Below are 13,581 nucleotides of genomic sequence, written 5' to 3'. Positions count from 1 at the left end.
CGACGCCATCCGCCCCCTCGGAGGTTCCCGATGACCGCGCGCCCGAGTACGGCCCTGCCCGCCGGGGGAGGCCGCGGTCCCCGGCCGACTCCGGCGGGTTGGACCGTCCTCGCGGTGTGCGGCGTCCTGCTCGGCGTCGGGTGGGCCGTCGGACACCCCGAGCCCGTCGCGCTCGGCGCGACCGGGCTCGCCGCGGTCGCCGTCGGTCTCGTCGGGACGCTGCCGAGCCCGAGCCTGGCCGCCGAGCGCCGCCTCAGCCCGGCACGGGTGGCGCGCGGCGACCGCGCGGGCGGCGTCGTCAGCGTCACCAACCTCGGCACCCGCGCCTGCCGGGGCCTCGTGGTCGAGGACCACTGCGACGGAGCCGTGGTCGCCGTACGCCTGCCGACGCTGGCCGCGGGAGCCACCGTGCGCGCCGACTACGCCGTCCCGACCCACCGCCGCGGGCAGGTGCCGGTCGGGCCGCTGCGGCTCGTCCGCCGCGACGTGTTCGGGCTGGCCCGCCGCACCATGCCGATCGGTGCCGCGGTGACGCTGATGGTCCATCCCCGGCTGCACCCGGTGGGGTTGCCGCCCTCGGGCCGCGAACACCACCTGGACGGGCCGTCGTCGGACTCGGCGAACGAGGGCACCATGACCTTCCACGCGCTGCGCGACTACGTCGAGGGCGACGACCTGCGGCGCGTGCACTGGCGCGCGACCGCCCGCACCGGCACCCTGATGGTGCGTCAGATGGCGGACGTGAGCCTGCCGGTCACCACACTCCTGCTCGACACCCGGCGCGGGTCGTACGCGGGTCCGCACCCCGACGCGGACTTCGAACTGGCCGTCGACGTCGCCGCGTCGGTCGGATACTCGGCGTCGGCACGGAACTTCCCGCTGCGCGTCTGCACCGGCTTCGGCGGCGACGCGCGGTTCGGCGGCGTCTCCGGCCGACGCGTCGACAGCGCGGCCGTGCTCGCGCACTTCAGCGAACTGCACGCCGCCGACGACGACTTCGCACGCGCACTCGACCAACTGCGGCGCGCGGGCTCGGGCGGCATGCTCGCCGTCGTGACCGGCTGGTCCGCACCCGACGTGGTCAAGCGCGTCGCCGCCGCGGCACGAGCCCACGAACACGCCGTCATCATCCACGTCGGCGAGCCGCCGCGGGACGGCGCCGTGCCCGCGTCCGGAAGCGTCCGCCGTGTCGTCGTCACCGAACTCGCCGACGTGTCCGCCCTGTGGCCGGGCGCCACACGCTGAGGGAAGAACGGGAACGCATGGCCGCGCACACCACCCCACCGCGCACCGCCCCCGAACCGGGCGGCGGCACGCCACCGCGCGGCGCCGCACCACCGGGTCAGCGCGGCACCGAACCACCGGGCCGGGCCCGGGAATCCGCCGCCACGCTGAGGGAAATCCTCGCTCCGGCAACGGTGGTGGTGCTCGCCGTGTTCGTGGGCCTCATGTTCCACCGCGTGTTCGGTCTCACCGCCGTGCTGCTTCCCACCGCGGTCGCCGCCGTGGTCCCGGCGGTCCTGGTCGCGGTGCTGTGTCGGGGGCCGCGCGTCCCGGCCACGGTGTCGGCCACCGTGAGCGTCGTGGTCGCGGCGGTGGCCGGCACCGCGGCCTACGCGCGCGACCGGGCGTTCGCCGCCGTCATCCCGACGCCGGGATCGCTCGCGGCGCTCGCCGGAGACCTTGCCGACGCACCCCGCGAAATCCTCACCACGGTGCTGCCCGTGACGCGGCCGGGCGGCAGCGCCGTCCTGGTCCCCGCGTGCGTGTGGGCCGCGTCCGGGATCGGCACCGAACTCCTGTTCCGCACACGGCTCGCCGCACTTGCGCTGGTGCCGCCCACGCTGTTGTTCCTGGGCGCGGCACTCCTCGCGACCGGGGCGCCGGGCACGTCGCTGCCCTTGGTCGCCGGATTCGCGGCGGCCGTCGGCCTGTTCCTCGCGGTGCGCGAGGCACGGCGCCCCACGACGACCGCGTTGGCCGGACTGCTCGCCCTCGCCCTCGCCGTCCCGGCCGCACTCGGCGCCCTCGCGCTCCCCGGAGGAACCCGGCACGCGTTCGACCCGCGCGGGCACGTCGACCCCCCGGCTCCGACGACCGTACGCGGACCGAACCCCCTCGCGTACGTCTCCGCGTGGCTCCAGAACCCCGAGACCCTGATGTTCACCGACGCCGGGTCGACACCGCCGCCTGGCGGAACGCTCTACCGGCTGACGGTGTTCGACCACTACGACGGCGTCTCGTGGGCGCCCGTGGAGCGCTTCCTGCCGTCCGGCGGACGCGTTCCCGAGCCGGAGTCCGGGCGCGGCTCCGCCGGGCCCGAGGTCGAGCAGGACATCACCGTCGCGGAACTCCCCGGCGTCTTCCTGCCCGCCGTCGAACGCCCCACCGAAGTGCGGGACGCGACCGACGCGTTCGCGGTCGACCCGGACGCCGGCGTGCTGGCCTCGGCAACACCGCTGCGGAACGGCACGAACTACCGCGTGACCAGCCGGCCGTCCGAGCACGACCCGACGCACACCGAGTTCGCGGCGGCGGGGGACACGGCGTCGGCACTCGAACTCCCCGCCCCCGACGGGTCCGGCGCCTCGGTACCGGTCGTGGACGAACTGCGGGCCTACGCGCAAGAGGCCACCGCCGGAGCGCAGTTCCCGTACCAACAGGCGCTGCGGCTGGCGTCGTGGCTGCGGGGGCACGCGGTCAGCGACCCCCAGGCGATTCCGGGGCATTCCTACCGGCACATCCAGTACTTCCTCGGAACCAGCCACCAGGGCACATCCGAGCAGTTCGCCACTGCGTTCGCCCTCATGGCGCGCACACTGGCGCTGCCCACACGCGTCGTGGTCGGCTTTCGGGCCGAAGGCGGGTCACCGGAGGGGGTGACCCGGGTGCGCGGCGGCGACGTCCTGGTGTGGGCCGAGGTCGAGTTCGCCGGCGAGGGCTGGGTGCCGTTCTTCCCCACGCCCGGTGCCGGCAGCGCCACCTCGGCGGTCGCCCCGCCCACCGAGGAGGTCACCGAGCCCGTCCCGGTTCCCGGCGAGGCCGTCCCGCCGGGCGACCCGAAGACGGGGCCCGCGCGTGACGACGTGGACCGGGCGATCGAGAACCGCGGCCACGCGCCTCCGTCCGCCGACCACGCCGGTGCGGGCGGCAGCGGCGTGCGCGCCGCGGTACTGGTCCCCGCGACGGCGGGCACGGTGCTCGCGGCGTACGCCGCTCTCGCCCTCGGCGGCCCGGCCTGGCTGCGCCGCCGCCGGACCCGGGGCTCGCCCCGGGCGCGCATCGCGGGGGCATGGGAGCAGGTGGTCGACGACGTGGCGGGTATCGGTCCGCCGTTGCCTCCGGGAGCGACCACCGGCGACGTCGTCGCCCACGCCCGCACCCACGCGGGTGCCCAAGCGGCCGAGTCCGCCGCGGTGGTCGCGTCGGCCGCCGACGGTGTGGCGTTCGGGGACGTCGACCCGTCGGATTCCCTGGCCGACGCATGCGCCTGTCAGGGACGGCTGTTGCGCGGGCACCTCAAGGCGGTGACGGCCGATACGCGGCTCGCCCGGCTGACCGGACGCCTGAGGCCGCGCTCGGTGGCGGGGCTGCTCGCGGCGGCGCGGCGAGCGGTGCGACGGGCGCGGCTTCACCCCGCATCGTCCTCCGGGGTGAAACCCCCGGCGCCCACCGGGAGCTGACGCCGCGTCGGGCCGGGCTCCCGACGCCACGGCGAGCGAGCCGTCGCCCGCGCCGCGACCGCGGGGGCCCTCCGAGGGCGGAGTCCGTCGCCGACCGCCGGGGCGTCACGGCGCACGTCGTCAAGGGACACCGGCGGGCGCCCGGTGCGCGGGCTCCGCCGCGTCGGACGGCCCCGCGTACCGCGTGGTGCGGCACTGCGCGGCGAACGCGGCGGGTGTGATGCCCAGGCCCTTGCCGAAGTCGTTGATGAAATGCGGTTGGTCGAAGAACCCGAACTGCGCGACCACGCGGGTCCAGACATGGGGCTCGCGGACCAACTCCGCCGCCGCGCGCACCAATCGGCACCGCTGTGTCGCGGCCTTGGGCCCCAGCCCCAGGTGCACGTTGAAGAGCCGTTGCAGCGAACGGATCGACAGCGCCTGGTGATCGGCCGCCTCCCGGACGCGCACCGCCGTGCCGTGGTTCAGCACCGCCTCGATCACGTCGCGGGAGCGCGCCAGTTCGGTGCCGGGATGAGGGTGATGCCCGAGCCGGGAACGGAGCGCGGCCACGTGGTCGTCGGGCGTGGTCGCCTCGTGCAGGGCGTCGGCGAGTTCTTGCGTGCGGAGCGGGCCGATCCGGTGCGACAACGGGACGGGCCGGTCCGCCAGCAGCGCGGCGTCGCGCAGCCCGAACAGCCGGGCGAGTCCTCCGGGGCGGATGGCCAGCGCGAACCCGTCCCCGGCGCCGGTGAGTTCGTGCACGACACGGGTGCGCGGGACGCCGCACAACAGCAGCCGCGAGCCGATCCGCACAAGGTGCGGGGCGGGATACGGCAGCACCGTGACCGTGCGCCGTTCCCGCCGTGGGATGTCCCAGGCGAATTCGGTCACCGCACCGAACCACGGCCCGGCCTCGGCCGGAGGACCGCTCCTCCGCACCCGAAAGCCGTCTCCGTCGACGCCGATGACGCCGCTGTCGCTCGTCGCGCTCCAATCGTGCGGGGGAAGACGGCGGATGATCATCGCGGCGGTCCTTCGTCGAAATCCGGGGGTACACCCGGACGGCACCGAGGCGTGCCGGCCGGAGCTGACGCCAGTTTCGACACCCGGGACGGGCATCCGGGAGGCCGCGGTGGTTACCCGGCTTTTATCCGAGCCGGGTACAACACCGTTAATCCGCACGATGGTTCGCGTGCGAAACGCGTGCCCGACGGGTGCCGGGCGTGCGCCGCCCCGTCCGCGTTCGGAGCCGGTTCAGCCGCCGGACCGTGCCGGCGCGACGTCCCAGCGCAGCGTCAGGGCCTGCGGCGCGGTGAGGTCCGCCCCGGAGTACGTGACGAACACCGTCCCGTCCTCCCGGTGGGACCACGTGAGCCCCGACGTGGACGGCTCCTCGCGTCCGTCGCCCCGTTCGGCGACCACGTCGCAGCCGCGCAACTCCGCCACACCGAGCTGACGCACGGTGATCTGGAGATGCCGCGTCGGCCGGATGATGTCCTGGCGCCAGTAGTGCTCGTCGACGAAGAGGCCCCCGGTGCACAGGTATTGCACGACCATCGATTCCCGGGGGGCCAGCGGCGGTGTGATCAGGCACGCGAACTTCAGGAAGGAGCCGGTCTCGTGGACGCGCCGCATGGTGACCACGTGAGCCGGGGCCGTCGCCGGGTCGGGCGGGCGCACCGCCGCCAGGACGATGCGCCCCGAGGTCCGCTCGAACCACACCTGACGCGCGAGACTCGCCAGCGGCCGGTCGCCGAGGTTGAGCAGCACGTGCCGGTACATCAGCCGCGCCGCCCCGGTCTCGGAGATGTCCAGCGCCACCTCGGTGCTCAGCTCGATCACGTCGCCGGGCGCGACCGCCGCCCCCTCCGCGAAGGCGTTGGCGCTCGGCGTGTCCGCCGTCGCCCGGGGCACGCCCGCGGGCCGCATCGGCGCGGGGACCGCCGGGGTGGCCGACGACTCCCAAGGGCGGGGAGCGAGTCCGAGCATGTGCCCGGGGATGCCGAGGCCGTCCGCCACCCGCTCGATGACCTGCTGCTGCTGGGCCCGCGAACGCCCGGAGATGTACTCGCCCACCCTGCTCGGCGTGAGGCCGCACAACCGCGCCAGTTTGCTGTTGAAGCAGCCGGTGTGGCGCCGGGCCAGCCGGAAGATCGCCCCGATGTCCCGCGCTGCGCAGGCCTCGATCGTCTCCTCGCGTCCCAGCAGCCACTCCGGCATGCGGTACTCGGCCTCGCTTGTCCCCATTTCCATCCCTGATCAGATGACCGGCAAACTGCGTAATCCCTCGAGGGAACGCGAGTCCATGATGTTCCGGACCGGTTGGCCAGGCATGTAAATACACGACGATATCCGAGTCGGAAAAGCACGGCAATGATTCGATGACACCTGCAACGGCCCGGACGACCTGCGTGTCTTTGGCAAAGCCGGTGGAGCGTGATGTCGCGGGACTTCCCTCTTGACGGGGCCTGGCGCCTTTTTACAAAAGAGTATGAGCGAGTCCCGCGTTAATATTTGCGGAACCGCAACGGTCGGAATGAATAGACGGGGATCCCATGGTCACCACGGCACCGAAATCAACCGCCGCGACGGAACGCCGCGGCAGTCGAACACCGGCCCGTCCCCGGGGTGCGCGACGTTTGACCGCGCTGGATAACAGCCGCGTCCTTACGCCCGGTCGAGGCCATCGAGCAGGCTGGCGTCCGCCGCGCCGGACGGCCTCCGCGCCGGACCCGCGCCGACACCAGGCACCGCCGAGCACCACTGATCGACACCCCGAAGGCGACCATGACTGAGACGCTCGCCCCTGTCCGTGAGGGGCATGCCCGCCAGGCCCGCAATGTCGCAGCCACGCCACCGCCCCCCGCGCGACGTCCGCCGTCGCGGAGCCGGGACCCCAGGTACATCCGCGAGCTGGTGGCCGGACACATCGCCCCGCACAGCATGCGTGTGGCGCACGGCGCGGCCCTGGACTCCCATCTGCGCTGCCTGCACCAAGGCACGATCGCCGCCTACTCGCTCGGGTACGGGGCGCCCGTCGAGCTGCGGATCGACCCGTCGGCCCGCACGTACCTCGTGCTCCTCGCCGGCATCGGAACCCGGGGCGGCGGGCCCGGCGGCACCGGCGGGACGCTGACCGTGGGCACCCGGACGGTGCCGCTCACGCCCGCCATCGTCACGCCGGGAAAGCCGGCGGTGCTGCGCATTCCCAAGAACGCGACCGTCACCGTCATCTGCATCCCGCGCCGGATGATCGACACCGCCGCACGGTTCAACCGCAACGCCGAACAGACCGGGCCGATCGAGTTCGAGCCCTACCTGGACACCTCCACCGAGCGGGCCGGCCCCTGGCTGTCCCTCGCGCGGACGTTCGCCGGGACGCCGGAGCCCGGCCGCATCAGCGACTCGCCGCTCGCGATGGCGCATTTCGAACAACTCCTCGTCCACGGCCTCCTCGCCGCACAACCGAACTCCACGCGTTGGCGATCCGACGCGTCCTACGAGGCGATGCCCGCCAGCCTGGCGAGCGCCCTCGCCTTCTGCGAGCGGTACACCGGCCCGCCGCCGTCCGTCGCCGACATCGCGGCGGCGGCCCATGTCAGCAAGCGCACGCTCCAGACGCACTTCCGCCTGTATTTGGGAACGACTCCGCAAAGCCACCTCCGGGGGGTGCGGCTGCGCCGGGTCCACAAGGAACTCGTCGACGCGTCCGCCGAAGACCTCCCGACAACCGTCACCGAGGTCGCGCTCCGGCACGGGTTCCAGCACATGGGCAGATTCGCCATCCAATACCGCGCCCTCTACGGCCGCCGCCCGTCGGAGACCCTGAGGTTCGGCGTGGACGAGTGACGCGGGACGTGCGGGGCGCGGAACCACGGTGATCGCCGCGGAAGCGGCGGCACCGGGTTCACGACACCGGAACCGGTCGGCGCGGTGGCACGGCGCCGCCGCGGGCCGGACGTCGGACAAGGCCGGCCCGACGACCGCCCTTCACCCGGACCCGGCCGGCGGCGCATCCGGGGGGAAGGCTCAGGTGACCGCCAGGCGGGTGCGCAGTTCGCGTTGCCGGGTGCGGGCGTGGGCGATTTGGAGGGAACTCCCGGCGCCGAGGCGGACATAGGCCGCCACGATGTGCCGGCCCAGTTCGTACGCCTCGCCGACGTCGTCCACGTCGAGCCAGCAATGGTGGGCGCATTCCACGACGCCCAGCGCCCAAGCGTCGGAGAACTCGGCCGCGGGGTCCGCGGCGACGTCGAGATAGAGGCGCGACGCCTTGCCGGGGTCCCCGGCGAGGAACATCAGGTAGGCCTGGACTTCGCGCAGCGCCGCTCCCGCGGTTCCGTCGGCGCCCCCGGCGGCCTCCCGGAGTTCGGCGACGGCACCGCGGGGGTCGCCGGCGTCGGCCATGCTCCGGACCCGGGCCAGGACGCGGGCTTGTTCGTCCGTGGGACGCGGCGGTGCCGGGCCGTCTCGTCCGGGGGGTGCCGTGGCGGGCGTGAAGTCCGTTGCGGAGTCGGCGACTTCAGGGGGTGACGTGGGTACGTGCGGAGCGGTGGGCGGCTCGGGGGCGCCGGAGGGGCCGGGTGCCGGGGGAGGGGCGGGGGCCCCCGCGCGAGCGGCCTCCGGTGCCGGTTCGTGATCGACGGCCGGGTCGGGTGTCGGGGCGGTGGCGGGGTTTTTCTTGGTCCGTGGCTTGCGGCCGCGGTCCCGTGCGGGGCGCGGTTGTGTCGGTGAACGGCGGCGCAGCAGGCCACGGCGCTGTGCGGGGGGAACGGTCGGGGTGCCGGCCTCGGCGACGTCGCCCGTCTCGTCGACGACCATCGGGAAGACCGTGCCGTCGGGCTCGCACGCGTCGACGCGGACCGGGCGGCCCAGCAACTCGGCGGTGTGCCGTGCGCGTTCCATCGCCACCGTGCGGGCGTCGTCGTCGGGACCGAGCGGAATCGGGTCGCCGTCCACGGTGACCGATCCGTCGTGCTCCAGCCGGATGGCGACGACCGGCCAGTTGGGGATGGAATCAACGTCGTCGATCACGGATGCTCCCGTCAACTGCCGGTGTGGGGGCGGGCGTTCCACCGCGGAGCGGATCCCCGCGGTGATCGGGCGCGGTGCCGGGGGTCGGCTGGCGAAGTGCCGTAGCCCGCCCGCCGGTCACAGGCACACCGGCTCGGCGCGTACCGGGCTCACGCCCGAGTCGCCTCGGACGAGCGTCGCGACGACCACGCACGCGTCGCGGGTCATCGGCGGCGAGGCGAAGACCGCCGACGTCTCGCCGGCGGGTGCCAGGCGGTGTTCCAGGACGACGCCCTGGCGGCTCTGCGCGATGACCATGAACCCCGCCACCGCGTCCGCGCGTTCGGGCGGCTGCCAGGTCACCTGGACGCGCCCGTCGAAGCCGCCCAGCACCAAGTCCCGTGGCATGTAGGCCTCCGGGGGACCCGGCGGCGCGGCCGGGGGAGCGCCCGCGGGCGGCGGAGTCGTGGCGGGCGGCTTCCTCGCACCGTCGCCTCCCGCGACCACCACCGTCGTGACGAGACCGAGGACACCGGCAACCGCCACCGCGATCCACGCGATCCCGCGGCCGACGGACGGCCGGGCCCGCACCTCTTCGACGTCGTCGAAGCTCCACGCGAACTCGGAGGGGGCCGGGGGGACTTCGGCGGTGTCGGTGGCCGGGTCGCCGTGGGTCTCCGGATCCGGCGGCTCCCAGGCGTCTCGCGGGGGGGACGATGCGCGGGGCGGTGAGGTGTGGGGCGAACCACCCGGCGGCGCCTCGTCGTTCGGCCACCACAGGGGCGTGCGCATCATCCCGGGGATACCCGGGTCGACCACGTCGGAGGCCCGTGCGGAGAGCGGGGCGTCGAGGCCCGCCTCCGGCGTCGCCGACAAGGTCTGCTTCCCTGATTCCAACGCCCCACCAGATCGACGAGTCAGCGCATCCACGGCGCGGCGGCGGTCGTCGCGCGCCCGATTCGAGTGTGCGGCGACCGCCGTCCGCGCGGCAATCCCTTGCACGCCGACGCGCTTTGTCCCCCACCGGTGTACGCGGAGGCGTCGGGCCGCACGCGCCGAGGGAGGGGGACCGGGGAACGAAGGATCGCCGGGCGGACGACGGTCGCGTGCCGCGCCGGTCGCGTATCCCGACCGCGAACGCGCTTGCCGCGCCGCCGAGATCGCCCGCCACCGACCGCCGGGCATCGGCCGTCCGTCGCGCGAGCACACCCCCGCCCGACGCGCCGCGGCGATCGACGTCGCCCGTCGGAGCGGCCGGGTCCTGCGGGCACGGTGATCGAGCCTCCGGCCGCGACGGGGGCGGGTCCGGGCCCGGGTGCGGATGACGCACCCTTCGGGACCCGGACCCGCCTCGGTCGGTGAACCCCCGCTGCCGCGTGGGCGGTTACTGCTGCGGCGCCACCGAGATCGACTTCGTCTGGGTGTAGCCGTCGATGCCCTCGCGGCCGAGTTCGCGGCCGTAGCCGCTGGACTTGACGCCGCCGAAGGGTGCCGCGGGGTCCATCGAGTAGCCCTGGTTGACGCCGAACGTCCCGGTGCGCACGCGGGCGGCGATGCCGAGACCGCGTTCGATGTCCGGTGTGAACACCGAGCCGGCCAGGCCGTATTCGGAGTCGTTGGCGATGCGGACGGCCTCGTCCTCGTCGCTGTAGGGGATCACCGCGATGACCGGGCCGAAGATCTCCTCCTGCGCGATCCGCATGGAGTTGTCGACGCCCGTGAACAGCGTCGGACGCACGTACCACCCGCGCTCGACGCCCTCGGGCAGCTCGGTGCCGCCGACCACGAGCTTGGCGCCCTCGGCGATACCGGCCTCGATGTACTGCCGTACCCGCTGCTGCTGGCGCTGCGCGACGAGCGGACCCATCTCGGTCGTCGGGTCCGACGGGTCGCCGACCTTGATCGCCGACATCGCCGCGCCCAGGGCCTCGGCGTAGTCGTCGGCGCGCGCGGCCGGTACGACGACGCGCGTCAGGGAGTTGCAGATCTGCCAGGCCATGCCCACACCCGACACGCGGACGGCGTCCGCGACGGCGGCCGGGTCGGCGTCGGGCAGCGCGATCGCGGCGGACTTGCCGCCCAGTTCGAGGCTGACCTTGGTCAGGTTCGCCGCACACGCCGCCGCGACGTGGCGCCCGGCCTCCGACGAGCCGGTGAACGACACCTTGTCGACGCCGGGGTGGGCGACGAGGTACGCGCTGACGTCGCGGTCGGCCGGGACGACGTTCACGACGCCCGCCGGCAGGCCCGCCTTCTCGACCAGGTCGGCGAAGAACAGCGCGTCGAGCGAGGACTCCGGCGCGGGCTTCAGCACGATCGTGCAGCCCGCGAGCAGGGCCGGGATCAGCTTGGTGACGGTGAGGAACTGCGGCATGTTCCACGGCACGACGGCCGCGACGACACCGACGGGCTCGCGGCGTACGCGGATGTCGAGCCCGTACCGGCCCGGCCGCTGCTCCTGCCAGGGGTACTCCTCGGCCAGGTCGGCGAACGCGCTCATCATCGACCACGGCAGCGCGACGTGCGCCAGCTTCGCGAAGGACACCGGCGCGCCCAGCTCGGTGCTGATGAGCTTGACGAGATCCTTGCGGCTCGCGCCGAAGACCTCGGCCAGGCGGCGTATCGCCGCGACGCGCTCGGCGGGGTCCAGGCGCGGCCAGGGGCCCTCGTCGAACGCGCGCCGTGCGGCGGCGACGGCCTTGTCGACGTCCGCGTTGGCCCCGGCGGCGACCGTGGCGAGGGTTTCCTCGGTGTGGGGAGAGACCACCTGGATGCGGTGGTCGGTGCTCGGGGCCACGTACGCGCCGCCGATGAAAAGGTGCTCCCGGTCTTGCATGCCACTCCCGATGTCGTAGTCGTCCGAATCAATTGCTCAGGGTCGACGTACATGTTCATCTCACATGTGCGGCGCGGCGGTCGAGCGGGGGTGCCGTCCGGGACCTCCGCCACCCCCGGAGGCGGTGCCCGTCGCCATGACCATCGTGGGCACACGACCCGGCCGAAGGCGCCTCCTCGTGGCGACTCTCACACGCGGCGTGGGCCCGGCGTGACGCCGTTGAAACCCGCCGCGACGCGCCGTGAGGCCGCGCGGGAGACACCTGCTCGGCCGCCGCCGAGGACCCGACGCGCGAACCCCGCGCGGGGAATCCCTGGGCCCGCGTCGCGCGGCCGAGGCGCCGTGCCGGGGAGCCCGCCCGAAACCCGGGCCCGGCGGACCCCGGTTCTCGCGTGGGAGGTGGCACGGCCCGGCCTCACGTCCCCGGCCCGCGTCGGCACCTCCCGTACCGCCGCGCGTCCCCGCGTCCCGCAACCAACCGGCACGCCAAGGCAGTTGCCCCCGTGTCGTCCTCTTGACAGCCGACCCGCGCCGACGGCTATGGTCGGGAACGGTGTTCTGGCTCTTGAGAGGGCGATTTCTTGTTTAAACAGGTGTGCTTCTTCAAGAAGCGTCAGGATATGACGGCCGAAGAATTCCTCGACTATTACGAGAACCAGCACACGAAACTGGCCGAGAAAATCGGCAAACCCGCGATCCCCAACGCCGTGCGTTATGTGCGGCGCTATCTCACTCCCGTGCGGAACCCCGTCACCGGCGAGATCCACGACAGCGGCTACGACTGCATCATGGAGATCTGGTGGAACAGCCGCGCGGACTTCGAGACCTCGCAGCGGCTGATCAGCGACCCCGAGCGGCTTCCGCACACGATCGCGGACGAGGCCAAGCTGTTCGCCTCGCACGCCAACCCGGTGTGCGTCGTGGAGGAACACGATTCCCCGATGGGGCCGAACGGCGAGACCTACGACTGGGTTCCGGTCGTTCGGGAGGCGGAATGAGCGGCCTGCACGACCTGCCGAAGCGCGTTTTCGAACTCGTGGAGTCGGGGGTGGTGGCGGAGTTCTCCACGGTGTCCGCCGCGGGAATTCCGATCGACACCCCTACCTATTACTTCCCCGCCGACGACATGGCAACGATCGATTTGGCGACCGGCCTGCCGAATCCGGCCAAGGCCGAGCGGGCACGCCGCGACGCGCGGACCGGCCTGCTGATCGAGGGACGCCCGGACGAACCGGTGGTGGTCGTCCGCGCCCGGGCCGCCGTGCGGGACGCGGACATCCAGGCCAACGCCCTCCGCTACATCGCCGAGACCGGCTACAAGGGCATCAGCCACGGCATCACGTGGGAGGAGGCGCGCCAGGCCATCACGTACTGGTCGCGCATCATCATCGAGAACACGCCCGAGCGCGTCTACTGGTGGGAGAACCAGGCCGCCCTCGACGGCCCGCCGCAGGTGTGGCGCGCCCCCGCCGACACGGTCTATCCCGCGTCCGACCCCGCGCCGGCCGACAAAATGAAGCCGTCGGCGTGGCCCGTACGCCCATGGCAGGACGTCGCGCGGGACGCGCTGGCGGGCGGCAACCCCGGCCACCTGTCGGTCCTGGACGACGACGGCTACCCGCTGCCGATGCGGGCGCGGTCGTGCGAGCCGGTCGACGAGGGCTTCCGGCTCGGCATGCCGAAGGGCGTGCCGTGGCGGTTCACCGGCAAAGCGTCACTCACCTTCGCCGGCTACCAGACCTTCGTCGGCGACGCGGCGGTCGACGGGCGGGACGTCGTCCTCCGCGTCGAGCGGTCGCTTCCCCAGCACCCGTCGGCGCTCGACACCAAGCAGGTGCTCCAGCCGAGCGAGGACACGCGCGCGAAGGCCCGGGCACGACTGGAGTACGAGGCGAAACGCCGAGGCCAGTCGCTCCCGCGGATTCCCGACCAACCTCCGGCGCGCACCCGCATCGCCCTGATCCGCCAGGCTCGCATCGCCAGCGACGCACCGATCACGGGCCTCACCGAGGAACACGGCAACCGCACGACGTGACGGGCGCGGGGACAGGCCTCGGCGGCTGACCG

10 protein-coding genes are annotated in these 13,581 nt (G+C 73.6%); 5 read left to right on the top strand and 5 right to left on the bottom strand.

Annotated features, from left to right (window positions below; translation table 11 throughout):
• The first annotated feature begins 30 nt into the window (after nt 1–30).
• Together LO772_RS01375 and LO772_RS01370 are read left to right on the top strand one after the other, a co-directional pair.
• The gene (locus tag LO772_RS01375; protein ID WP_231776444.1) at nt 31–1,245 is read left to right on the top strand and encodes a DUF58 domain-containing protein; all 1,215 of its coding nucleotides are present in this window, start codon (nt 31–33) and stop codon (nt 1,243–1,245) included.
• A gap of 17 nt (nt 1,246–1,262) precedes the next feature.
• Nucleotides 1,263–3,683 carry a DUF3488 and transglutaminase-like domain-containing protein gene (locus tag LO772_RS01370; RefSeq protein WP_231776443.1) on the top strand — a complete coding sequence of 807 codons (2,421 nt, stop codon included), beginning with the start codon at nt 1,263–1,265 and terminating at the stop codon, nt 3,681–3,683.
• 120 nt (nt 3,684–3,803) lie between these two features.
• On the opposite strand, the gene LO772_RS01365 is transcribed toward LO772_RS01370, so the two are convergent.
• Together LO772_RS01365 and LO772_RS01360 are read right to left on the bottom strand one after the other, a co-directional pair.
• The gene (locus LO772_RS01365) at nt 3,804–4,688 is read right to left on the bottom strand and encodes a helix-turn-helix domain-containing protein (protein WP_231776442.1); all 885 of its coding nucleotides are present in this window, start codon (nt 4,686–4,688) and stop codon (nt 3,804–3,806) included.
• A gap of 231 nt (nt 4,689–4,919) precedes the next feature.
• The gene (locus LO772_RS01360) at nt 4,920–5,912 is read right to left on the bottom strand and encodes a helix-turn-helix domain-containing protein (RefSeq protein ID WP_231776441.1); all 993 of its coding nucleotides are present in this window, start codon (nt 5,910–5,912) and stop codon (nt 4,920–4,922) included.
• Between the two features lie 669 nt (nt 5,913–6,581).
• Here LO772_RS01360 and LO772_RS01355 point away from each other — a divergent pair.
• Entirely contained in the window at nt 6,582–7,514 is a 933-nt protein-coding gene (locus tag LO772_RS01355) for an AraC family transcriptional regulator (protein WP_231776440.1), read from the top strand.
• Nucleotides 7,515–7,694: 180 nt separating this feature from the next.
• On the opposite strand, the gene LO772_RS01350 is transcribed toward LO772_RS01355, so the two are convergent.
• The 3 genes from LO772_RS01350 to LO772_RS01340 form a co-directional block, all read right to left on the bottom strand.
• Nucleotides 7,695–8,699 carry a hypothetical protein gene (locus LO772_RS01350; protein ID WP_231776439.1) on the bottom strand — a complete coding sequence of 335 codons (1,005 nt, stop codon included), beginning with the start codon at nt 8,697–8,699 and terminating at the stop codon, nt 7,695–7,697.
• Nucleotides 8,700–8,816: 117 nt separating this feature from the next.
• Complete coding sequence (locus LO772_RS01345) at nt 8,817–9,554, bottom strand: hypothetical protein (protein ID WP_231776438.1); 738 nt, start codon at nt 9,552–9,554, stop codon at nt 8,817–8,819.
• Between the two features lie 508 nt (nt 9,555–10,062).
• On the bottom strand, nt 10,063–11,514 hold the full coding sequence (locus LO772_RS01340) for an aldehyde dehydrogenase (RefSeq protein ID WP_231776437.1): 1,452 nt from the start codon (nt 11,512–11,514) through the stop codon (nt 10,063–10,065).
• Nucleotides 11,515–12,134: 620 nt separating this feature from the next.
• Between LO772_RS01340 and LO772_RS01335 the strand changes: the two genes are divergently transcribed.
• Nucleotides 12,135–12,512, top strand: coding sequence for an EthD domain-containing protein (locus LO772_RS01335; protein ID WP_231776436.1), 378 nt, complete (start codon nt 12,135–12,137; stop codon nt 12,510–12,512).
• Nucleotides 12,509–13,549: a hypothetical protein gene (locus LO772_RS01330; protein WP_231776435.1), complete on the top strand. Its 1,041-nt coding sequence runs from the start codon at nt 12,509–12,511 to the stop codon at nt 13,547–13,549. Before LO772_RS01335 ends, LO772_RS01330 begins: the two co-directional genes overlap by 4 nt.
• The last annotated feature ends 32 nt before the right edge of the window (nt 13,550–13,581 follow it).

It is taken from the genome of Yinghuangia sp. ASG 101, from assembly GCF_021165735.1.
GTDB lineage: Bacteria > Actinomycetota > Actinomycetes > Streptomycetales > Streptomycetaceae > Yinghuangia.
Note: the sequence above shows the minus strand (reverse complement) of the source record. Positions and strands in the feature narration are given on the sequence as shown.

Excerpts from the sequence above, each read along its gene's own strand:
- LO772_RS01375 (WP_231776444.1), top strand. The coding sequence starts at position 31 with ATGACCGCGCGCCCGAGTACGGCCCTGCCCGCCGGGGGAGGCCGCGGT.
- LO772_RS01370 (WP_231776443.1), top strand. The coding sequence starts at position 1,263 with ATGGCCGCGCACACCACCCCACCGCGCACCGCCCCCGAACCGGGCGGC.
- LO772_RS01335 (WP_231776436.1), top strand. The coding sequence starts at position 12,135 with ATGACGGCCGAAGAATTCCTCGACTATTACGAGAACCAGCACACGAAA.
- LO772_RS01365 (WP_231776442.1), bottom strand. The coding sequence starts at position 4,688 with ATGATCATCCGCCGTCTTCCCCCGCACGATTGGAGCGCGACGAGCGAC.
- LO772_RS01340 (WP_231776437.1), bottom strand. The coding sequence starts at position 11,514 with ATGCAAGACCGGGAGCACCTTTTCATCGGCGGCGCGTACGTGGCCCCG.
- LO772_RS01330 (WP_231776435.1), top strand. The coding sequence starts at position 12,509 with ATGAGCGGCCTGCACGACCTGCCGAAGCGCGTTTTCGAACTCGTGGAG.
- LO772_RS01360 (WP_231776441.1), bottom strand. The coding sequence starts at position 5,912 with ATGGGGACAAGCGAGGCCGAGTACCGCATGCCGGAGTGGCTGCTGGGA.